This window comes from Microbacterium altimontanum, from assembly GCF_058349865.2.
The window spans coordinates 49,386-70,617 of record NZ_JBYRJB020000003.1 but is presented as its reverse complement, the minus strand read 5'-3'; the positions used below and the strand labels follow the sequence as shown (position 1 = coordinate 70,617).

15 protein-coding genes and 2 riboswitches are annotated in these 21,232 nt (G+C 71.7%); of the genes, 9 read left to right on the top strand and 6 right to left on the bottom strand.

Features of this window, described 5'->3' with window-relative positions; genetic code table 11:
• Positions 1 to 24 precede the first annotated feature (24 nt).
• From gcvH to AC3RX1_RS05045, 3 genes are all read right to left on the bottom strand, one after another.
• Positions 25 to 402, bottom strand: coding sequence for a glycine cleavage system protein GcvH (gene gcvH / locus AC3RX1_RS05055; protein ID WP_491500156.1), 378 nt, complete (start codon positions 400 to 402; stop codon positions 25 to 27).
• Positions 399 to 1,502 (bottom strand): glycine cleavage system aminomethyltransferase GcvT, encoded by a 1,104-nt coding sequence (gene gcvT / locus AC3RX1_RS05050; protein WP_491500155.1) that lies wholly within the window; start codon positions 1,500 to 1,502, stop codon positions 399 to 401. Before gcvT ends, gcvH begins: the two co-directional genes overlap by 4 nt.
• 44 nt (positions 1,503 to 1,546) lie before the next feature.
• Positions 1,547 to 1,662, bottom strand: a riboswitch (glycine riboswitch).
• Position 1,663: 1 nt separating this feature from the next.
• A riboswitch (glycine riboswitch) is annotated at positions 1,664 to 1,752 on the bottom strand.
• A 48-nt stretch (positions 1,753 to 1,800) separates the two neighbouring features.
• The gene (locus AC3RX1_RS05045; RefSeq protein WP_491500154.1) at positions 1,801 to 2,973 is read right to left on the bottom strand and encodes a MarP family serine protease; all 1,173 of its coding nucleotides are present in this window, start codon (positions 2,971 to 2,973) and stop codon (positions 1,801 to 1,803) included.
• Between the two features lie 119 nt (positions 2,974 to 3,092).
• On the opposite strand from AC3RX1_RS05045, the gene AC3RX1_RS05040 reads away from it, so the two are divergent.
• Genes AC3RX1_RS05040 through AC3RX1_RS05030 form a run of 3 tightly spaced genes read left to right on the top strand, consistent with a single transcriptional unit; the run spans position 3,093 to position 8,806 of the window.
• Entirely contained in the window at positions 3,093 to 6,692 is a 3,600-nt protein-coding gene (locus AC3RX1_RS05040; protein WP_491500153.1) for an IPT/TIG domain-containing protein, read from the top strand.
• 60 nt (positions 6,693 to 6,752) lie between these two features.
• Positions 6,753 to 7,724 carry a hypothetical protein gene (locus tag AC3RX1_RS05035; protein ID WP_491500152.1) on the top strand — a complete coding sequence of 324 codons (972 nt, stop codon included), beginning with the start codon at positions 6,753 to 6,755 and terminating at the stop codon, positions 7,722 to 7,724.
• Between the two features lie 8 nt (positions 7,725 to 7,732).
• The gene (locus tag AC3RX1_RS05030; protein WP_491500151.1) at positions 7,733 to 8,806 is read left to right on the top strand and encodes an amidase domain-containing protein; all 1,074 of its coding nucleotides are present in this window, start codon (positions 7,733 to 7,735) and stop codon (positions 8,804 to 8,806) included.
• A gap of 21 nt (positions 8,807 to 8,827) precedes the next feature.
• On the opposite strand, the gene AC3RX1_RS05025 is transcribed toward AC3RX1_RS05030, so the two are convergent.
• Positions 8,828 to 10,858: a glycosyltransferase gene (locus AC3RX1_RS05025; RefSeq protein ID WP_491500150.1), complete on the bottom strand. Its 2,031-nt coding sequence runs from the start codon at positions 10,856 to 10,858 to the stop codon at positions 8,828 to 8,830.
• Between the two features lie 106 nt (positions 10,859 to 10,964).
• Between AC3RX1_RS05025 and AC3RX1_RS05020 the strand changes: the two genes are divergently transcribed.
• From AC3RX1_RS05020 to AC3RX1_RS05000, 5 genes are read left to right on the top strand one after another with little or no spacing between them, the layout of a single operon-like run.
• A complete protein-coding gene (locus AC3RX1_RS05020) occupies positions 10,965 to 11,672 on the top strand; it encodes an NUDIX hydrolase (RefSeq protein WP_491500149.1) in 708 nt (235 codons plus the stop codon).
• A gap of 44 nt (positions 11,673 to 11,716) precedes the next feature.
• Positions 11,717 to 13,045, top strand: coding sequence for a quinolinate synthase NadA (gene nadA, locus AC3RX1_RS05015; RefSeq protein ID WP_491500548.1), 1,329 nt, complete (start codon positions 11,717 to 11,719; stop codon positions 13,043 to 13,045).
• Entirely contained in the window at positions 13,045 to 14,742 is a 1,698-nt protein-coding gene (locus AC3RX1_RS05010; RefSeq protein ID WP_491500148.1) for an L-aspartate oxidase, read from the top strand. Before nadA ends, AC3RX1_RS05010 begins: the two co-directional genes overlap by 1 nt.
• Positions 14,742 to 15,596: a carboxylating nicotinate-nucleotide diphosphorylase gene (gene nadC / locus AC3RX1_RS05005; RefSeq protein ID WP_491500147.1), complete on the top strand. Its 855-nt coding sequence runs from the start codon at positions 14,742 to 14,744 to the stop codon at positions 15,594 to 15,596. Before AC3RX1_RS05010 ends, nadC begins: the two co-directional genes overlap by 1 nt.
• Positions 15,596 to 16,735 carry a cysteine desulfurase family protein gene (locus AC3RX1_RS05000; protein ID WP_491500547.1) on the top strand — a complete coding sequence of 380 codons (1,140 nt, stop codon included), beginning with the start codon at positions 15,596 to 15,598 and terminating at the stop codon, positions 16,733 to 16,735. Before nadC ends, AC3RX1_RS05000 begins: the two co-directional genes overlap by 1 nt.
• A 7-nt stretch (positions 16,736 to 16,742) precedes the next feature.
• On the opposite strand, the gene AC3RX1_RS04995 is transcribed toward AC3RX1_RS05000, so the two are convergent.
• Positions 16,743 to 18,824 (bottom strand): ABC transporter ATP-binding protein, encoded by a 2,082-nt coding sequence (locus AC3RX1_RS04995; protein ID WP_491500546.1) that lies wholly within the window; start codon positions 18,822 to 18,824, stop codon positions 16,743 to 16,745.
• A 34-nt stretch (positions 18,825 to 18,858) separates the two neighbouring features.
• Positions 18,859 to 19,497: a DUF1345 domain-containing protein gene (locus AC3RX1_RS04990; protein WP_491500146.1), complete on the bottom strand. Its 639-nt coding sequence runs from the start codon at positions 19,495 to 19,497 to the stop codon at positions 18,859 to 18,861.
• Between the two features lie 126 nt (positions 19,498 to 19,623).
• Between AC3RX1_RS04990 and AC3RX1_RS04985 the strand changes: the two genes are divergently transcribed.
• Positions 19,624 to 21,090, top strand: a complete 1,467-nt coding sequence (locus AC3RX1_RS04985) for an MDR family MFS transporter (RefSeq protein WP_491500145.1) — start codon at positions 19,624 to 19,626, stop codon at positions 21,088 to 21,090.
• Positions 21,091 to 21,232 lie beyond the last annotated feature (142 nt).

The window sequence follows — 21,232 nt, the reverse complement described above, 5'->3', positions numbered from 1 at the left end:
CCGAGCCCGCCGGGCCCGCAGCGCTCACGCGGCGCCGTCCGTGAGGGCGACGTACGCGTCGCGGTCGAGCAGGTCGACGGATGCGTCGCCCTTGATCTTCACGAGCCACCCGGCGCCGAACGGGTCGGAGTTCAGGGTCGACGGGTCTTCGTCGAGGGCCGAGTTCACCTCGACGACCTCGCCGGTGACGGGTGCGTAGAGCTCGCCCACCGACTTGGTCGACTCGATCTCTCCGCACACCTCGCCCGCGGTGACGCTCTGCCCCACGGCGGGAAGGTCCACATAGACGACGTCGCCGAGCTTGTCGGCGGCGAAGTCGGTGATGCCGATCGTCGCGACATCGCCGTCACGCGCGATCCACTCGTGCTCGGCGGTGTAACTCAGGCTGTTCAGGTCGGTCATTTCGTCCTCCGGTAGAAAGGCAGGTCGGTCACTGTCGCGGGGACCGATGTGCCCCGCACGTCGATGAAGAGCGGCGTTCCGGCCGCGGCGAGCGCGGGTGGGACGAACGCCATGGCGATGGGATGGCCGAGCGTCGGACTGAGGGCGCCGCTCGTGATCTCGCCGACGCGGGTTCCCTCCGCATCGAGCACGGCGTAGCCGGCACGGCCGGCGCGTCGGCCCTCGGCCACGAGTCCCACGAGCACGGGGGCGTCGCCGAGGTCGCATGCGGCGAGTCCGGCCTTGCCGACGAAGTCGTCCTTCGCCGTCACGACGACCCGGCCGAGCCCCGCCTGCGCCGGCGCGATATCGCGGCCGAGCTCGTGACCGTACAGCGGCATCCCGGCCTCGAGACGCAACGTGTCGCGGGCGGCGAGCCCGGCCGGAACGAGACCGTGCGGCTCGCCGGCGAGCAGCAGGGCATCCCACAGCGCCTCGGCCTGCGGGTTCGGCACGAGCAGCTCGAAGCCGTCCTCCCCGGTGTAGCCGGTGCGGGCGATCAGCACCGGAGCGGAGTCGAACGAGCCGTCGCGCCATGCGTAGTAGCCGAGGCTCACCAGATCGGCCGACTCCAATCCGACCGTGTCGAGCAGGATGCGTTCGGCGGCCGGACCCTGCACCGCGATGAGCGCGAAGTCGTCCGTGACGTCGTCGACGTCGGCCTCCTCGACGTCGCGCTGCGCGAACGCGTCGGCCACCGCAGCGCGGTTCCCGGCGTTCGCGATCACGAGGAACCGATCGTCGCCGGTGCGGTACACGATGACGTCGTCGATGATGCCGCCGTCCTCGGCGAGCAGGAGCGAGTACTTGGCCTTGCCGACGGCGAGCGCCGAGAGCCGACCGGCAAGGGCGTAGTCGAGGAACGCGGCCGCCCCCGATCCCGTGACGAGGAACTCGGCCATGTGAGAGATGTCGAACAGGCCGGCGGCTTCGCGCACCGCGCGGTGCTCGGTGAGATCGGAGGTGTAGCGGACGGGCATGGACCATCCGCCGAAGTCGGTGAACGATGCGCCGAGCGCTTCGTGCCGCTTGTGCAACGGAGTCTGGCGGAGTGGAGACATGGGTTCTTTCGAGTCGGACGGGACGCCTGCGGCGCCGTGCGGACTCCCCCTCTGTCATGGGCCTGAGAGTTTCGTCGCGACATCCGGATGTCTGCGACTTTCACCGTCGGCGGATCTCGAGGTGCGCGTGGACTGCGCTCGAAATCGCTTTTCAGAGTGGCCGGACGCACGCGGTATGCGGACCTGAGAGATTGGCGGGGAGGCTTGCTCCTTCGGTGTCCGGCGGACCGGACTCTCCCGCGCGCGTCATGCGGCCTGAATGGTCTTCAGTTTTGCGCTCTCAGCATACCGGGCGCGGTCAGCTCGTGCAGTGTCCCGCCGGGACCGGCGCGGTGAGCGAGCCGAGCCGCGACACGATCGGCGCGAGGGCCTTGTCGGCGATGGCGTAGCCGCGGTCCTGGTTCCCCTCGCCGCGGGCGAAGACGACGCCCGCCACGGTGCCCTGCGCGGTGAGCAGCGGACCGCCGGAGTTCCCCGGCCGCACCTGGGCGTCGAGCGCGTACACCGGCCGTAGGTGGGTGCTCGTGCCGTAGATGTCGGACACGCGCGCCGTGCCCGCCGACAGCACCTGCGCGTCGCCGAGAGTGAACGGGCCGCCGTACGGGTATCCCGCGACGACGGCGGACGAGCCGATCGGCAGCGGATCGGCGAGGCGCAGCGGTGAGGCGGCGAGGCCGGGCACGGAGATCACGGCGAGATCCTGGTCCGGGTCGAAGTACACGACGCGCCCCTGCTGGGCGCTGCGGCCCGGCAGCTGTACGACGGGGGTGTCGACTCCGGCGACGACGTGCGCGTTCGTGACGACGGCGTCGCGGGAGACGGCGAAGCCCGTCCCGGTCTGGCTCATGCCGCACGCATAGGCCACGCCGGTGATCCGGGCGACGGAGCGCGAGGCGGTGGAGATGGCGGGGTCGTCGAGGGGCACGGGCTGGGCCGGCGCGACGACTCCCGGTGTGAGCAGCGCTCCCACCGCGGGAAGTCCGTCGGCGGCGAGGCTGCCGCGCACCTGTGCGAGGGCCTGCTGGAGCGGCGCCGGGATGAGTCCGTCGATCGTGCGCACGACGCGGGAGGAGGCGACGGCCGGCGAGACGACCGGGATGCCGGTCGCGACGATCCCCGTGGCCGCGAGGGAGGCGACGAGCGCCGTGACGACGACCCCCACCGCGCCCCCGAGCAGCCGGTCGACCGGCCGCAGCGGGGTGCGGTCGACGCCGCGGCGCACCGCCGCGCCGATCGTGCCGCCGATCGAGGCGCCCAGAGCGAGCAGCACGACCCAGGTCGCCACCTCGGCGACGCTCCCCCACACCGGCGCCGCCACGAGCCGGCCGAGCACGGGTGCGAGCCAGACGGCGGCGATGCCACCGGCGAGAAGGCCCGCGATCACGCCGATGCTCGCGACCAGACCCCGCGCGAGGCCCGCGATCAACGCGAGCACGAGGATCGCCAGCAGGACGATGTCGACGACGGTCATCCGACTCCTTTCGGTCGGGTCAGGTTACGTGCACCGGCTGGGAACCGGCCGACGCGGTATCAGGCGTGCCGTCGGCAGCCTCTTCGATGTCGACAGGTTCCATCCGTGGGGAGGACACCATGGCTGTTCGCGAAGAGGCGAGCCGATCCACCACTCGCCGTCCGGTGATCGAGATCGGCGCAGGGATTCCCGCGTTCGCGCGTGGCGCCGTGCCGCGACTCGATCCGCTCGACCCGGCATCGGCGTCGCTCGTCAAGGAGCACACCACGCTCGCGGCCGACATCCTGCAGGACCGGCTCGTCGCCGCCACCCACTTCTCCGACAAGCTCGTGCAGATCATCGCCGACCCGGCCTTCGACGTCGGCACCGTCGCGACGCCGTCGGTTCCGGGCCAGCTCACCGGCGTGCTCCTGCAGCCCGAGGGCGTCCCCGCCAACCGTGTGCAGGTCGCGATCTCGCGGCCGTACCCGAGCGGACCGGGCGCGGGCACGGCGATCACCGGAGCCGACGGCGTCTTCACCATCGCGGTGCCCTCGGCGGTGCGCTCAGCCAGGGCACTGGAGAAGATCGTCCTGCACGTGACCGGAGCGACCGTCGAGCTCGACATCGACGTGCCGGTCGCCTCGCTGACGAGCACCGGCGCGGTGGGAACGCTCGCCCTGCCGCAGGCTGCGGACGCCCTTCCCGTCTCGGTGATCAGCCAGCTGGGCACGATCGTGGCGGGGCTCGAGGCGCACCTTCCCGATCAGCCGACCGGCGACGTGACCGGCACGGTGCCGCAGCTGACGCTCGGCGCCGACACGTGCTCGCAGCTGTTCCGCAGCGACTTCTCCGTCGACCGGTTCCCCTACGGCGTGCTCGTGCGGCTCGTCGAGCCGCGCCCGAGCGTGGGCTCGATCGCCGCGACGCTGAAGGGACATCGCGTCTCGATCGCGAACTTCGCCGCCGTCGGGCTGGAGGGTCTCGACTATCGTCACGTCGACCGGCTGCCGATCGACCAGCCCGTGAGCGTCGACGTCTTCCGGGACGGACTCGCCGGCATCTCGCCGTTCGGCGTCGGCACCGGCGCGACGAACGTTCCGATCGCCGGCACGCTGGGTCTCGGCTACATCGTGCATCTCGCGCAGAGCTGGACGCCGAAGGGCCTCATGCTCGGCGACCTCGTCTACTCGCTGCCGCTGGCTCCGGGCGAGCAGCAGCGCATCGCGATCGTCGACCAGCAGTCGACGACGTCCGTGAGCGAGAGCGAACGCCTCGACGTACAGGAGGCGGAGTCGTTCCGCGAGAGCCAGGATGCGTCGGCCCGCGCGACGTTCGAGTCGGGGATGTCGCAGTCGGCCTCCGGCGGCAGCAGCTTCAGCACCGAGGCGCACTCCTCGTCATGGGGCGCGGCCGGCGGCATCGGCTTCGCGCTGGGCCCGATCGCGATCGGCGGGGGCGCCGCCGGCGGAGGCGGCAGCTCCGACGCATCCGGCAGCACGAACAACTGGATGCAGGGCGTCAGCGGGTACACGTCCACCGCCGCCCAGTCGTCGCACGCCGCCGTGGAACGCGCGGCGAACGCCCGGCGGAGCCTGCAGCGCATGGGGATGCGCCTCGCCGCGGCATCCGAGCGCAGCGAAGTCGTCACGAAGGTCATCGCGAACCACAACCGCACCCGCGCGCTCACGATGCAGTACTGGGAGGTGCTGCGCACCTTCGACGTGCGGTCGACCGTCGAAGGCGTCACGCTCGTGTGCTTCGTGCCGCTCGACCCGATCCGGTTCCTCCCGGCCGGTCAGCCCGCGACACTCCCCGACGCGGCGCTGGGCCGAACCGAACTGCTGTACCGGTACGGACAGCTGCTCGATTACGCGGACGTGCTGCGTCGCGTGATCGAGCGCCCGTACCGGAAGGGGCTCGCACTGCTCGAGGACTTCGCGGGCGATCCGAGGGCGACCGTGGAGGCGCCCACCGACTCGGCCGCCGATGTGGTGACCGTGCAGGCGGAGGGCACGTTCCTCCCGTACGACGACGTACGGGTGACGCTCCTCGCCTCCGGTGGTCGACGCGTCGGCCCGTACCCGATGCCGACGTCGGGGCTGCCGGGGCTGCCCGACACCGCCGACGCCGCGTCCGCCCTCGCGTCGGAGGCGGAGCTGACCGGGTACCTGGCGGGTCTGCGCGCGAGCGGCGCGCAGCACGTCATCGCGCGCAGCATCGTGCTCCCCGACTGGCTGCCGCGCACCGATGTCGTGGGCGTCGAGCTCAGCCGCCAGTTCCGCGGCGTCCAGTACCACTTCCCCTCGTCGGCGGCCACGGAGGCCGCACGCCTGGCGGCCGGCGGTCTGTCGATCGCGAACCTCGCCGAGGTGATCTCCGGCGGCATCCCGGCCCACGACGTCTGGTTCCCGCCCGATCGGCTCGAGCGCGAGGTCGGCGGTCCACGGATCAACCGGGTGCGCGCGGCGCTCGTAGACGCCTCGACGGCACTCGCGACGGCGACGCCCGCCGACAAGACCTACTTCGACGAGCTGCTGGCCGGTGCGGAGTTCACGCTCGCGCCGCAGCCGTTCGCCGCGACCCAGCTGCCGCCCGAGCTGCGCTACTCGGCGGTCCTGCAGATCGAGAAGGCGCTGCAGCACGTGATCGCGAACACCGCGAGCTACTCGAAGGCGGTGTGGATGTCGCTGACGCCCGAGGAGCGGGTGATGCTCCTCGAAGGCTTCACGATCGGCGTCAAGGACGGTGTCGAGGACGACACGCAGGACATCCCGCTGCTCGCGTGCGTGGCGAACCAGCTGCTCGGCTTCTACGGCAACTCGATGGTGCTGCCGTTCATGATCCCCGCGCAGCTCGTCGCGAAGCGCGAACCCGTCGAGGGCGTGCCGTTCACGACGGCATCCGTGCAGGATGCGCTGGCGAAGTACCACTCCACGGCCTTCTCGCCGCCGGCCTCGACGATCGCCCTTCCCACCCGCGGAGTGCTGGGCGAAGCCGTGCTCGGGCACTGCCCGTCGGCCGAGAAGATCGATCTCACCCGTTTCTGGAACTGGCAGGACTCGCCGATGGACGACGCGCCGCAGATCGAGGCTGTCACCGTGCCGACGGCGTCCCTCACCGCCGGCGTCACCGGGCCGTCCGCGCTCACGGGAGTCGCCCCGATGATCCAGAACTTCAGCACCGCCGGGCCCACGCAGGACATGAGCCTGCTGGCCGATCTCATCCAGGCGGGGGCGTCGGCCAAGGGCTTCGATGTCGCGTCGCTGACCGGATCGGCCGCTCTCGCCGACCTGCTGAAGTCGACGCTGTCGACGGCCGAGGCCGCCCGCAAGGACGCGCTCTCGAACGCGACGACGATGGCGACGAAGGCCATGGACTCCATCCCCGATGTCATCGCGGCGAAAGCGGCCGCCGGCAAGAAGGACGACGCCAAGCCCGGCGGCGCGAAGGACGGCGGAGCGACCGGCGGTGCCGGCACTCCCACGGTCACAGATCTCTCGCCGACGCACGGCAAGGTCGGGGCGAAGCTCGCCATCACCGGCACCGGGTTCACCGGGGCGACGGGTGCGACGGTCGGCGGCAAGGCGCTCGGCGCGTTCACCGTCGTCAGCGACACGCGCATCGAGGGAGAGGTGCCCGGGGCCCTGACCGCCGGGCAGTCGGTCGAGGTGGCTGTCACCGGCCCGAAGGGCACGAGCGCCTCCTCGGCGAAGTCGAGTTTCACGGTGGACGCCTGAGGGCTGATGTCAGAGGGCGGATGCGCCAGCGACGACCATGCGGATGTGATGGAGGAGATCATGGACGACACATCGATCGGCACCGCCGAGGACCGAGCGCTCGACGCGCTGGTGTCCGTCATCCAGTCGACGGCGGGGCCGGCCGCGGCCGAGGCCCAGGCGCTGCTGCTGCGCCGCCTGGCGCTTGACGGCGACATCATCCCGACGCGGATGCCCGCCGTTCGCAACGTCACGGAGGCGGCCGGGTATGTGAACCTGCTCGAGACACTTGGGCAGCGTCAGACCGTGCTCGATGTGCTCTCGGGCGCCCTCGGCGTCGCGAGCCCGTCGGCGCGGTCGCTCATGGACGCTGCGCCCGCGTTGTCGATGACGGTTCTCGCGAACGACCGCCCGTCGGGCGACGCGGCGTCGACGGCACCGTCGAACGTGCTGGTGCGCGCCGACCTCGTCGCCGGTCTGGTGTCGGCGCGCGACGCGGTGCGCGGCTACGGGGCGGTGCTGCCGCTGTGGTCACCGCCCGCCCCTGCTCCGCTGAGCCTCGCCGTCGACGAGCTCGACGCGATCGGGCGGCGCCTGCGCATCCTGCCCACCGCGGCCCTCGTCGATCCGACGACCGACAGCCTGGTGCTCGCGCGTCCGGTCGGCGGGCTCCCCGGCGGCTACACCGTGATGGCACGGCCCGATCCGGCCGTCTCGGCGACTGCGACGCTGCCCGACGTCGACTATGAAGCCGTCGCCCTCGGCGATGGCGGGCCGATGACGGTGCCCCTCGGCGTCACGAAGCTCGTCCCGGTCGTGCCGAAGCTCGCAGCGGGCGGATGGCGCAGCACGACGACCGACACGCCGCCGACGGCGCGCTCGGACATCGCCTGGGCCGCGCTGGTCGCAGTGTCGGGCCTCCTGCCCGGGATCACGAGGCTGCGCGACGAGCTGCTGCTGGTGCGCGACCCGGCTGAGGTGGGCGATTCGCCCTTCGCCGCGAAGCTCGATCGGGTCTGGAACGGCACGGCGTTCGTGGCGCCGGGAAGCTGAGGCGGGAGATGGACCGCGATGCCGCCGTGGCCTCGGCGAAGCAGCACTGGTTCCGTCCGACTGCCGACGGCATCGTGTGGGCGAAGAGCTACGCGATCGACGTGGCGCAGCGCAAGCAGGCAGCCGTGGCGGCGAAGACGATCGAGGCGGATTGGGAGGCGGTGTTCCTGCGCAAGCAGGTGACGGACGTGTCCACCGGGGCGACGGGTGAGGCGGACGGGCTGTACTTCGTCAAGCCGGCGCATGTGGGCGTGCATTTCCACGAGCGCGACATCCCCGCCAGCGAACGGATGCTGACGCAGGACTGGTTCGGACCGAACGGCGTTCCGGGAACGCCCGACGGGCTGAACGACTGCACCGCGTACGTGTCGCACTGCCTCGTCGACGGGGGTGTGAGCTTCCTGGGTCCCGCGCATCCGGGTGATGTCTGGCCGACGCGGAGCGCCGAGCAGATCTACCGGCTGCTGTCGGAGCGGCCGGCCACCGAGGTCAAGCGGCTCACCGACATGTGTGCGGCGCCCGCCGCCGAACGGGTCTTCGCGGCTCTCGCGCACGTCATCAAGCCCGGCGACGTGCTGACCTTCGCCGCCGACGGCCGACATGGCCACGCCGGAATGCTCGTGACCGTCGACTCCACCACCGGCGACGCGCGGATGACCTGCCACTCCACGATGGACCACCCCGATCTCGGCCCGACGGAGGGCACGTGGCAGATCAGGACCCAGGGGTGGGAGCATCCGTTCCTCAGCATCCTGCACTTCAGCCATGACGACACCGCGCCGCCCGCTGCACTGAAGGCCCTCGCCGGCTGGTGGAAGGTCGCGTTGGTCGGCACACGGACGGTCTTCCTGCACATGACCGCGGCGGGCGTGGCGGCCTGGACGGCGCGCAAGCCCACGGGGACCGGCGCCCCGTCGAAACCGGCTGGGTGCGGACACTGGTTTCCGGATGCGGCGGGGACCGGCCTCGTGATCGTGTGGGAGAACGGGTCGGTCGACGCCCTCGCCCCGTCGGATGACGGCAAGACGATGCTCGGCACAGAAGACCTCTGGCCGCTGCTCGCCTCCCGCGACCTCACCTGACGCGCCTCGGGGTCTGCCTGATCAGCGCCGGCGGTGGCGCCACAGCCAGACGCGCTTGCGGAGCCGCGGCGGCAGCCTGCGCCAAGCCCGCCGTGCGAGGCCGCGCACGGTGAGGGTGCGGGCGTGCTCCGTCGACCGCAGGACGCTGATGTGGTGCCGCGAGCCGAGTCGAAAGCGGGTGCGGGATCTGGTCGATCCGAAGGCGACGGCGAACGTCGCCGGGCGGTCCGGGACGGCTCCCTCGACGCGAGCAGTCCCGCCGCCCGTCGTGAACCGACACGCCCCCAGGGTGCGCCCCTGACCATCGACGAACCGTCCCTTGATGGCCAGGTCGGTGAACACCGCGACATGCGGCAGCTCGATCACGACGCGCCGCGCCACGCCGCCGTGCTCCACGCGCGCCGTCGTGTGCGCGTCGTCGACGACGCTGAACAGCGTCTGGCCGATATCGACGCTGAGACAGTCGTTCTGCGTGCGGTACGCGGCGGCGAGCACCGTTCCGACCGCGGCCCAGCTGCGTTCCGTCGCCGTCGTGCGCAACTGGCGGACGATCCTGGTTCGCATCGCCACCGTGCGCACGTGCACGTCCCACGGCCCGTCGTGCAGCCGGCCCGGTCCGTCGTCCGCGAGGTCCCAGTGCACGGCCGTGCGCGCGTGGAGCTCCGCGGGGCCACCGCCGGCGCCACCGGACGCTCCCGGCTCCACGACGGAACCACCCCCGGCGATGCCCCCATCCGTTGCAGCCCTGGGGGCCTCCGCACCGACCACGAGCTCGGCGCCCGTGCCGAACGTCAGCAGCCAGTCGATCTTCTCCGTGCGCGAACGGCGGTCCACGCCATAGGTCACGCCCTCGAGCCACTCGGTGACGTCGGCATCGAGCCCCTGCTCCGCGGCGAACGCCGCGACGGGCCGCGCGAGCGCGAGCCACGCCCGGCTTCCATCGGTGAGCACCGTCGCCGCATCCTTCGTCGCGAAACGCCAGTGCAGGTCGATGGCCAGACGCAAACCGTCCGCCGACCACTCCGCCCCCGGCGTCGACGGGGTGCACTGCAGCTGCGGGAACGTGCGCTCGTGGGCGTCGACGAGGTCGTACCGTCCCGCCCGCAGAATCGCGAGCTTGATGCGCCGCCACGGATCGAGGTACGTGTCGGCGTCGTCGGGCACCCGAGGCAGCAGTTCGCTCGTGAACGCGCGGATCCGCCCGCGCTGCGCCGGCGTCCGCTCGTCCCATCGGAACAGCGGCAGCACGCGCATGTGCAGCTGATATGCCCGGAACCTCGGGAGCAGCTGCGCGAACCGGGACTGGTCGAGCTCCTCGTCGACCCAGCGGAACACCCGGGCCACGGCCTCCAGATACTCATCGAGGTCGTCGTGGAACGTGCCGCTCGTCGTGCGGTGCGCCGGCCTGTTCCAGTAGTAGAACGGCGTCTCCACGAGCAGCGACACCACTTCGGCGCGAGCATGCGCGGCGATGTCGAAGCTGATGTCCTCCCAGATCTGCCGCCCACCCTCGGGAAAGCGGATGTCGCGCTCACGCAGGAACGCCGTGCGGAACATCTTGTGCGGATTCATCGGCAGCAGCGGATGCGTGTGCGTCCAGTCGATCGCGTTCTCGACGTCGCGCGGATCGTCGCGCATCGCCCAACCCGGGGTGTTGCTCTTCGACTCCTTGCCGTCGAGGACATCCGCACCGGCGCGGGACGCCAGCGCATGCGCCGCCCGCAGGGCATCCGGAAAGAGCCGGTCGTCGTGATCGATGAACACGATGTACTCGCCGCGCGCCTCGTCGATGCCGCGGTTGCGCGGACGTGAGGGCCACCCGGAGGGCTCCAGCCGGATCGCCCGGTAGTGCGGCCGGTCGCGAGCGAACGCCTCGAGCCGCTCGAACGTGTCGTCGGGCGATCCGTCGTCGATGAGGAGCACCTCGATGTCGTCCTGCGGCATCGTCTGCCCGTCGATGCTCGCGACGAGCTCGTCGAGGTGCGCGGTCGAACGGTACGTGGGGACCACCACGGTGACCTTGAACGGGGTTGCGGACGGTGTCGACGGCATCGTCGTCAGGCTATCGGCACCCGAGCGGACCGGACTCTCCGTGACACGCCCGACTTGCCTTCTTGTCGCCATGACCATAAGATCGGCGCAGACAGTTAAGGTCGCCATGACAAGAACCAGGGCCACGGACATCAGGGTCGCCGTCTCGACGGCGATCTTCACGCTGCGCCCCGGCGCCGCCGGCGCCACCCTTGCGCTGCCGCTCGTCAAGCGCACCCGCGAGCCCTACGAGGGCCGCTGGGCTCTGCCGGGCGGATGGTTGGATGCGGCCGAGAGTCTGGATGCCGCAGCCTCCCGCACGCTCGCCGAGACGACCGGCCTCGCCCCGAGCTTCCTCGAGCAGCTCTACGCGTTCGGCGCGGTCGACCGCTCCCCCACGCGCGTCATATCGATCGTGTACTGGGCACTCCTGCGGCAGGACGAGGTTGACGCGCAGCTCGCCGCCCACGCCGCGCGCGGCGACGCCCCCGAGAATGTCCAGTGGTTCGACGCCGACGACCTGCCGCCCCTCGCCTTCGACCACAGCGAGATCATCGCCTACGCGCTGTGGCGACTCCGGAACAAGGTCGGCTACTCGCGCATCGCGAACGGTCTCCTGCCCGAGGAGTTCACTCTCGCCGAGCTGCGCGAGGTGTACGAGTCGATCCTCGGCCGGCGCCTCGACCCGGCGAACTTCCGACGCCAGGCCGAGGCATCCGGCACCCTCATCCCCACCGACGGATTCCGCACCGGAAGCCATCGTCCTGCCCGCCTCTACCGCTACGACCGCGACGTCGAACTCGCGGACCGCGGCCCCCTGCCGACATCCCACTGACCCCCCCCGCACACGACCGAGCACCCCCACCGAATCGAGGCATGATGGCCACCGCACCGCTCACCCTCACCGACGAGCCGCTCGATCCGTCGGTCGACCACGCGATCACGGCGATCGCCGCCGGAGCGTCGACGCAGTCGTCGTGCTCGGCCGATCTCGCCGCAGGCCCCTGGAACTTCGACACCGTGCCGGGCTACGGTCCCGGTGCGTCGATGGGCGATGTGATCCCCACCGGAGCGCCCCGCCAGGGCACGCTCCCGCAGGAGTACCGGGATGCGTCGGAGGCCGACCTGCATCGCCGCATCGGCGCGGCCCGCCAGACGCTCGGCGAGCGCGTCGTGGTGCTCGGCCACTACTACCAGCGCGACGAGGTCGTGCAGCACGCCGACTACGTGGGCGACTCGTTCCAGCTCGCGACGGCGGCGAAGGCGCATCCCGACGCGGAGGCGATCGTCTTCTGCGGCGTGCACTTCATGGCGGAGACGGCCGACCTGCTCTCTGGCCCTGACCAGGCCGTCATCCTCCCGAACCTCGCGGCCGGCTGCTCGATGGCCGACATGGCGACGATCGACGAGGTCGAGGAGTGCTGGGAACAGCTCACCGAGATCTACGGCGACCTCGACGCGCCCGGCGCCGACGGGCTCGTGCCGGTCGTGCCCGTCACGTACATGAACTCGTCGGCCGCCATCAAGGGCTTCGTCGGGCGCCATGGCGGCATCGTCTGCACTTCGTCGAACGCGCGCACGGTGCTCGAGTGGGCCTTCGCGCGCGGCCGACGCGTCCTGTTCTTCCCGGATCAGCACCTGGGGCGCAACACGGCGAAGGCGATGGGAGTGCCGGAAGAGCGGATGCCACTGTGGAATCCGCGCCGGCCGCTCGGCGGCGCCTCCGCCGACGACCTCGATGGCGCACGCGTGATCCTCTGGCACGGGTTCTGCTCGGTGCACCGCCGATTCACCGTCGACCAGATCGCGCAGGCTCGGGCCCAGCACCCGGGCGTCCGGGTGATCGTGCACCCGGAGTGCCCGGCCCCCGTCGTGGAGGCAGCAGACGAGGCAGGATCGACGGCCTACATCCGCCGGGTCATCGAGGAGACCACGGAACCGACGGTGTTCGCCGTCGGCACCGAGATCAACCTCGTGCAGCGCCTCGCCGCGGCGAACCCGCGCCACGAGATCTTCTGCCTCGACCCCGTGGTGTGCCCGTGCTCGACGATGTACCGCATCCACCCCGGTTATCTCGCGTGGGTTCTGGAGGGTCTGGTCGCCGGGCAGGTCCACAACCGCATCACGGTCCCGGCCGACGTCGCCGACCCCGCCCGCGTGGCGCTGGAGCGGATGCTCGCCGCCAAGCCCGAGCCGAAGAGCGCCTGATGACGCACGTCGTGGTCGTCGGCAGCGGCATCGCGGGCATCACCGCCGCGCTGCACGCCGAGACCGCGGGAGCAGCCGTGACGCTCGTGTCCAAGGGCGCCCTCGACGACGCCAACACGACGTTCGCCCAGGGCGGCATCGCCGCCGTGTTGCCTTCCGGGTTGTTCCCCAGCGACGGCGTGGGTGGCCTCCTCCCCGGCGACAGCGTCGGCGGGCCGTTCCCCGGCGACAGCGTCGACGACCACGTCCGTGACACGCTCGCGGCCGGGGCATGGCTCGGCGACCCCGCAGCGGTGCGCGTGCTGGCCGCCGAGGCTGCGGCGCGGATCGGCGACCTCAGCGCCGCCGGCGTCGTCTTCGACCGCGACGATCGCGGCGACCTCGCGCGCGGCCTCGAGGCGGCGCATTCGTTCCCGCGCATTCTGCACGCGGGCGGCGACGCGACCGGCCGCGCCATCGAGCAGGCGCTCGTCGCACGGCTGCGCGCGTCGACGGTGCGGATCCTCGAGCGCGCGTTCCTCGTGGACCTCGTCCTCACCCGGGGACGGATGACGGGCGTCGACCTGCTCATCGCCGGCAGCCGCGGCATCCTGCCCGCCGATGCCGTCGTGCTCGCGACGGGCGGCGCAGGCGCCCTCTACGCGCACACCACGAATCCAGCCGTCGCGACCGGAGACGGGATCGGGGCCGCACTGCGGGCGGGCGCTGCCGTCGCCGACCTCGAGTTCGTGCAGTTCCATCCCACGGTGCTGGCCGCCGGCACGCCGTTCCTCGTGTCGGAGGCCGTGCGCGGCGAGGGCGCCACGGTCGTCGATGAGACCGGCCGTCGGTTCCTGTTCGATGCGCACCCCGACGGCGAGCTCGCTCCGCGCGACGTGGTGGCCCGGGCGATCGCACATCGGATGCGGGAGCAGGACGGCCGTCCCGTGCTGCTGGACGCCACTGCGGTGCGGGGCAGCGACACCGCCGTGTTCCTCGCCGCGCGCTTCCCGACGATCGATGCCGCCGTGCGGGCGCGAGGACTCGACTGGTCCCGCGCACCGATCCCGGTCACGCCCGCCGCGCACTACCTCATGGGTGGCGTGGTCGCCGACCTGGATGGACGGACCACCGTCCCGGGCCTGTACGCCGCCGGGGAATGCGCGCGCACGGGGGTGCACGGCGCCAACCGGCTGGCGTCCAACTCGCTGCTCGAGGGTGCGGTCTTCGGCGCCCGCGCGGGGGCAGCCGCAGCCGCAGGCGACCGCGCCGCCGCCGGATGCCCGGCGGCAGACGCATCCGTCGCCCTGTCCGCCGGTCCCGCCTCGCCCGCCGATTCCGCCACCTCTGCCGCGATGGACGCGCCGCGGTTCTCCCGGATCGCGCTGCAGCAGCTGATGTGGGACTGCGCGGGCGTGGAGCGCGACGCGATGCGCCTCGGTCGCGCGGCCCGAACCCTCGCCGCGTGGGCGGCGGCAGAGCGCCCGGCGGCGCGCACGGTCGCGGAGCACGAGGACGAGAACCTGCTGCAGCTCGCCCGAGCGGTGGTGGCCGCCGCATCCGCCCGGCGCACCTCCGTCGGCGCCCACACCAGGCTCGACGGTCCAGCGGGCACAACGACGTCACCTCCTTCCGGCGGCACGATGAGCCCCGCCGATCCCGTCCTTCTCGGCACTGCCGACAGGAGTTCCGCCCGCGTCCTCACGGAGACCCGCTGATGCTGACCACCGCCCACATCCACCGCACCGTCTCCGCCGCGCTCGAGGAAGACGCCCCATGGGGCGACCTCACCGCCGAGGCGCTCCTGACCTCGACGGCGACGGCCCGCGCGGAACTCGTCGCCCGCGAGCCCGGAGTGTTCGCCGGCGGCGCCGTGTTCGCGGCTGCCTTCGCCCTCACCGATCCGACCGTCGAGGTCGCACTGCGTGCCGCCGACGGCGACCGGTTCGACACCGGCGACGTGCTCGCGAGCGTCTCGGGACCCGCCCGGGCGGTGCTCACCGCCGAACGGGTCGGGCTGAACTTCGTGCAGCGGATGAGCGGCATCGCCACCCTCACCGCGCGCTTCGTCGCCGAGGTCGCCGGCAGTCGTGCCCGCATCGTCGACACCCGGAAGACCACCCCCGGGCTCCGCGCGTTCGAGAAGCACGCCGTCGTGTGCGGCGGCGGCCACAACCACCGGACCTCGCTCTCGGACGCGGTCATGGCCAAGGACAACCACCTCGGCGTGCTCACCGCCCAGGGCCTGAGCATCACCGACGCGCTGCGGAAGGCACGGGAGCGCCTCCCGCACACGACGCACATCGAGGTCGAGGTCGACCGGCTCGATCAGATCGAGGCGGTGCTCGCGGCCGGGATCGACACGATCATGCTCGACAACTTCTCACTCGACGATCTGCGTGCCGGTGTCGCCCAGGTCGCCGGTCGCGCGATCGTGGAGGCGTCGGGCGGAGTGAGCCTCGAGACCGTGCGGGCGATCGCCGCCACCGGCGTCGACGTCATCTCGGTCGGCGCGCTCACGCACGGCGCGCGTGCCCTCGACCTCGGGCTCGACCTGCAGATCCGGGGATGATGCTCTACCTCGACAACGCCGCGACGACGCCCGTCCGCCGGGAGGTGCTCGACGCGATGGCGCCGTATCTGACGAGCACGTTCGGAAACCCGTCGAGCCACCACACCGTCGGCGAAGCGTCCGCCGCGGCTCTGGCCGACGCGCGGGCGCGGGTCGCGACCGTGCTCGGCATGCGCACCGGCGACGTCGTCTTCACGGCGAGCGGAACCGAGGCCGACAACCTCGCTGTGAAGGGGATCGCGATCGCCGCCATGCTCCAGCGCGGAGCGCGCCACGTCGTCACGCTGCCGATCGAGCACGAGGCGATCCTGCAGTCGATCGAGCACCTGCAGCGCGTGCACGGGTTCGAGACGACGCTCGTGCCGGTGGATGCCACGGGACGCGTGGATCCGGATGCGGTGGCCGACGCGCTGCGCGACGACACCGCCCTCGTCGCACTCGGCTATGCGAACAACGAGGTGGGGACGGTGCAGGATGTCGCAGCCGTCACCGCGGTGTGCGCCGCGCGCGGCGTCCCCCTGCACGTGGACGCCGTGCAGGCGGCGGGATGGCTGCCGCTGCACGGCACCGGCGCGGACGCCCTGGCGGTGGCCGGACACAAGGTGGGCGCGCCCAAGGGCACCGGTGCGCTGGCGGTGCGCGGACGCATCCCGCTCGAGCCCCTCGTGCACGGCGGCGGGCAGGAACGCGGGCAGCGCAGCGGCACCGAGAACGTCGCGGGTGCCGTGGGCCTTGCTGTGGCGCTCGAGCTCGCGGAGGGCGAGCGCGCCGCCGACGCCGCGGCCGTCGCCCCGATCCGCGACGCGTTCATCGCGCGGGTGCTCGCCGCGGTGCCGCAGGCCCGGCTGACCGGGCATCCCATGCACCGCCTGCCGGGGACGGCCTCGTTCACGTTCGCGGGGACGAGCGGCGAGGCGGTGCTGCTCGAGCTCGAGCGCCGCGGCGTCGTGTCATCGTCGGGATCGGCGTGCGCGGCCGGAGCGGACGAGCCGTCGCATGTGCTCGTCGCGATGGGCGTCGATCGCGAGACCGCGCAGACGGCGGTCCGGTTCACGTTCCCGCACGGCCTGCGGCACGGCCTCGACGGTGTCGCGGACGCGGTCGCCGCATCCGTCGCCGCGGTGTCGTCGGTCGCCTGAACGGTGGTCAGCCGCCGCTGCCGCCACGCTCGGCGTCGATGAGCCAGCCCTCGTCTCCGCCGGTCGCCCCGGCGGAAGCCTCCGGGCGCGGATCGTCGCCGGCAGCCTCGGCGCGCGGATCGTCGCCGGGAGCCTCGGAACGCGGTTCGTCGCCGGGAGCACGGTCGGCCCGCCGCTCGGGATGAGCCGCCGCCGCTCCCGCGCGGTCGCGCGCCTCGGCCGTGAGCACGCGAGTCGAGGCGAGCTGCTGCGCGGCGAGCTGCGCGTAGAGCCCGCCCAGGGCCATGAGCTCGGCGTGGGTGCCCGACTCGACGATCCTCCCGGCGTCGACGACGTGGATGACGTCGGCGCCGATCACGGTCGACAGCCGGTGCGCGATCGTGAGGGTCGTGCGGCCGCGCGATGCCGCCTCGAGCGCCTCCTGCACCACGCGCTCCGACACCGTGTCGAGCGCGCTCGTCGCCTCGTCGAGGAGCAGCACGGGCGGATCCTTCAGCATCACGCGGGCGATCGCGATGCGCTGCTTCTCGCCGCCGGAGAGCCGATAGCCGCGCTCCCCGACGATCGTGTCGTACCCGTGCTCGAAGCCCGTGATGATGTGGTGGATGTTGGCCGCCCGGCACGCATCCTGGATCTCCGCATCGGTCGCGTCGGGTTTGGCGTAGCGGAGGTTCTCGCGGATCGTCGCGTGGAAGAGATAGGTCTCCTGCGAGACGATCCCGACGCAGTCGATGATCGACTCGTTGCGCAACGTCCGCACGTCGGCGCCGGCGAACAGCACAGTGCCGCCGGAGGCCTCGTACATCCGTGGAGTGAGGTACAGCACGGTGGTCTTGCCGGCGCCCGACGGCCCGACGAAGGCGACGTGCTGGCCGGGCCCGGCGACGAACGAGATGCCGCGCAGCGTCGGGCGGGCGTCAGCGCTCGCGTCCGGGTAGCGGAACACGACGTCGCGGAACTCCACCGCGCCGAGCGGCCCCGGCGCATCCTCCACCCCGATGGCGTCGGGAGCATCGGTGATCGCCGGCACGAGGTCGAGGTACTCGAAGATGCGGGCGAACACCGCGCTCGAGGTCTGCAGGTCGAGTGCGACGCGCATGAGCCCCATGAGCGGCTGCAGCAGCCGCGCCTGCACCGTGGTGAAGGCCACGATCGTGCCCGCCGTGATCGCGCCGGCTCCCCCGGCGATCAAGTACCCGGCGACGAGGTAGATCACCGCGGGGACGCTCGCCATGAGCACCTGCACGAGGGCGAAGAAGCCCTGGCCGCTCATCGCCCGGCGCACCTGCAGGCGCACCTGATTGCGGTTCTCGTCGGCGTAGCGCGCGGATTCCGTCCGCTGCCGGTTGAACGACTTGGACAGCAGGATGCCCGAGACGCTCAGCGTCTCCTGCGTGATCGAGGTGAGCTCCGACAGCGACTCCTGCGTCTGGGCCGCGATCCGGGCGCGCACCTGCCCGACCCGCCGCTGCACGACGGCGAGGACGGGCATCAGCACGACGGCGATGATCGTCAGGCGCCAGTCGATGAGGATCATCGCGACGAGCGACGCGATGACGGTGACGACGTTGCCCAGGATGCTCGTCACGGTGTTCGTGAGCACGCCCGAGACGGCCCCGACATCGTTCTGCAGCCGGGACTGGATGACGCCGGTCTTGGTGCGGGTGAAGAAGCCGAGCTCCATCGCCTGCAGATGCTCGAACAGGCGCACCCGCAGGTCGCCCGTGACGCTGTTGCCGACCGTCGAGGTGAGCCAGGTCTGGCCGAGGCCGAGGCCCGCCGAGGCGAGGAACAGCAGCACCATGAGGAGCACGAGACGGACGAGCAGGCCGAGATCCGGTCCGCCGCCGGCGATCGGGAACAGGGCGTCGTCGAACACCCGCTGGACGATGAGAGGCGGGATGACCGCGACCGCTGCGCCGACGATGACGAGGACGACAGTGAGGATCAGCCGCCCGACGTACGGCCGGAACAGCTGCGCCACGCGCCGCCCCAGGTGAGGGACGTTCGGCGCCTGCGCGTTCAGCGCCCGCTGCGCTCGCGCGTCGACGCCGTGGAAGGCTGCGCCTCCCCCGCCTCGACCGCCCATGCTCACCCGGCAAGCCTACTGACGGCGGCGGACGTCAGAGCCCGGCGAGCAGATTGATCACCGTGCCCAGAAGCACGGCGCCGAACAGATACGCCAGCAGCGACTGGGCGATGATCACCCGGCGCATGTCGTTCGAGTGCACGTTGGTGTCGGCCACCTGGTACGTCAGTCCGACCCCGAACGCGACATAGACGAAGTCGGTGTACGCCGGGTCGCCGTCCTGGTTGAACGAGATGCCGCCGACCGGCTCGCGGTAGTACGTGTCGGCGAGCCGCAGCACGTACACCGTCTGGATGAGCAGCCACGACGCTGCGACGCTGACCAGGGCGAGGCCCGCCAGGGCGAACGCCATCGCACCCTTCGCCCCGGTGTGCTCGATGAGCACGATGACGAGGCCGCCCAGGCTCGCCGCGCTTCCCAGCAGCGCGACGAGGCTGCTGATGCGTCGCCCGGGGTCCTCCGCCGTGGCGTGGACGCGGGTGGCCGCCGCATCCATCCGCCACACGACCAGGAGAGCCCAGATCGACGCCGTGAGCGCCGCCGCCGTCCACCCGGCGAGCATCGCCGCCGGAAGGTTCAGCCAGTTTCCGGCGAGGAACCCCACGGCGAGCCCGACCGCCAGTCCCACGAGCCCGCGCACAGTGATCCCCGTGTGCCGCACCGCTCGCTCCATCCCGCCATGGTGCCACGGACCGGGGGAATGGGATGTCCGCCGTCGCCGTTATCCTTGGAGTTCGCTTTGTCGGGCCACGATCTCGCCGACGCCCCCCTTTGTCCGGCCCTCATCGAGGAGTCACCAATGGCCGCCCCCGAATCCGCCTCCACCGGATCGCTGACCGTGCCGGCACGCGACGACTCACGCGTCATCTGGCTGCTGCTGCTGGCCGCGTTCGTCGCGATCCTCAACGAGACGACGATGGGTGTAGCGATCCCGCACCTCATCCACGACCTCGACATCACCGCCGTCGCCGCCCAGTGGCTGACCACGGCGTTCATGCTGACGATGGCCGTCGTCATCCCCATCACCGGCTTCCTGCTGCAGCGGTTCACGACGCGGGCGGTGTTCATCGCCGCGATGTCGCTGTTCTCCACGGGCACGCTGCTGGCGTTCCTCTCCCCGGGCTTCGGGATGCTCGTGGTCGCACGCGTCGTGCAGGCTTCCGGCACCGCGATCATGATGCCGCTGCTCATGACGACGCTCATGACGGTCGTTCCCGCGCATTCCCGGGGCCGGATGATGGGCCGCGTGAGCATCGTCATGGCGCTCGCTCCCGCGATCGGTCCGACGCTGTCGGGCGCCCTCCTCGACACCGTGGGCTGGCGCTGGAACTTCGGCGTCGTGCTGCCGATCGCCCTCATCGCGCTGGGCGTCGGTGCGCGCTGGATCCACAACCTGGGCGAGCGCACCCGCGCGCCGATCGACCCGCTGTCCGTCGTGCTGTCGGCGTTCGGCTTCGGCGGTCTCGTCTACGGCCTCAGCCAGATCGGCTCGGCGGCGGAGCCCGCCACGTCGGGCCGGACGGGATCGAGCACCTGGATGATCGTGGCACTCGTGGTCGGCGTCATCGGTCTCGTGCTGTTCCTGCTGCGGCAGGTGCGCCTGCAGCGGGTGGACGATGCGCTGCTCGACCTGCGCGTGTTCCGGTCGCGCAACTTCTCGCTGTCGATCGCGCAGATGGCGCTGCTGTCGTTCGCGTTCTTCGGCGCGATCACGGTGCTCCCGCTGTACCTGCAGGACGTGCACGGCCTGAAGGCGATCGACTCGGGACTCATCCTGCTTCCCGGATCGCTCGCCATGGGCCTCGGCGGTCCGCTGATCGGTCGTGTGTACGACCGCCGCGGCACTCGCGTGCTGCTCGTGCCCGGCGGGATCATCGCCGCCGCCGTCCTCTGGGTCTACACGACGCTCGACGCCACCACGCCCGTGTGGTTCATCGTCGTGATGCAGACCGCGCTCTCGATCGGGCTCGCACTGTCGTTCACGCCGCTGTTCACGGCGTCGCTCGCGTCGCTGCCGCCGCGTCACTACTCCTACGGCAGCGCCGTGGTGGGCACGGTGCAGCAGGTGGCCGGTGCGGCCGGGATCGCGGTGATGGTGGCCGTCATGACCGCGATCTCGGCGACGCAGGGCGCAGCGCCGGGGACCTTCACGGCCGGCGGGACGCAGACGGCGTTCCTCATCTCCGCGATCGTCGCGCTGCCGGTGATCGCAGGGTCGTTCCTCATCCGCAAACCGGCCGACGACGTGGAGCACGCCGCGCACTGAGCACGCGCCGACCGACTCCGGCCGTCAGTCGTCGCGGCGGCCGGAGGACGTCAGCCGCCCGCGGCCGTCACTCGGCGGAGCAGCAGCCTCCGCCGCAGCACGAAGCACCCTCATCGCTGACGAGGAGGTTCTCGTTCGCGGG

Coding starts and splice junctions, on each gene's coding strand:
- gcvH (WP_491500156.1), bottom strand. CDS start 402: ATGACCGACCTGAACAGCCTGAGTTACACCGCCGAGCACGAGTGGATC.
- AC3RX1_RS05040 (WP_491500153.1), top strand. CDS start 3,093: ATGGCTGTTCGCGAAGAGGCGAGCCGATCCACCACTCGCCGTCCGGTG.
- AC3RX1_RS05000 (WP_491500547.1), top strand. CDS start 15,596: ATGCTCTACCTCGACAACGCCGCGACGACGCCCGTCCGCCGGGAGGTG.
- AC3RX1_RS04995 (WP_491500546.1), bottom strand. CDS start 18,824: ATGGGCGGTCGAGGCGGGGGAGGCGCAGCCTTCCACGGCGTCGACGCG.
- AC3RX1_RS04985 (WP_491500145.1), top strand. CDS start 19,624: ATGGCCGCCCCCGAATCCGCCTCCACCGGATCGCTGACCGTGCCGGCA.
- nadC (WP_491500147.1), top strand. CDS start 14,742: ATGCTGACCACCGCCCACATCCACCGCACCGTCTCCGCCGCGCTCGAG.
- AC3RX1_RS05020 (WP_491500149.1), top strand. CDS start 10,965: ATGACAAGAACCAGGGCCACGGACATCAGGGTCGCCGTCTCGACGGCG.
- AC3RX1_RS05045 (WP_491500154.1), bottom strand. CDS start 2,973: ATGACCGTCGTCGACATCGTCCTGCTGGCGATCCTCGTGCTCGCGTTG.
- gcvT (WP_491500155.1), bottom strand. CDS start 1,502: ATGTCTCCACTCCGCCAGACTCCGTTGCACAAGCGGCACGAAGCGCTC.
- AC3RX1_RS05025 (WP_491500150.1), bottom strand. CDS start 10,858: ATGCCGTCGACACCGTCCGCAACCCCGTTCAAGGTCACCGTGGTGGTC.
- AC3RX1_RS05030 (WP_491500151.1), top strand. CDS start 7,733: ATGGACCGCGATGCCGCCGTGGCCTCGGCGAAGCAGCACTGGTTCCGT.
- nadA (WP_491500548.1), top strand. CDS start 11,717: ATGGCCACCGCACCGCTCACCCTCACCGACGAGCCGCTCGATCCGTCG.
- AC3RX1_RS05010 (WP_491500148.1), top strand. CDS start 13,045: ATGACGCACGTCGTGGTCGTCGGCAGCGGCATCGCGGGCATCACCGCC.
- AC3RX1_RS04990 (WP_491500146.1), bottom strand. CDS start 19,497: ATGGAGCGAGCGGTGCGGCACACGGGGATCACTGTGCGCGGGCTCGTG.
- AC3RX1_RS05035 (WP_491500152.1), top strand. CDS start 6,753: ATGGACGACACATCGATCGGCACCGCCGAGGACCGAGCGCTCGACGCG.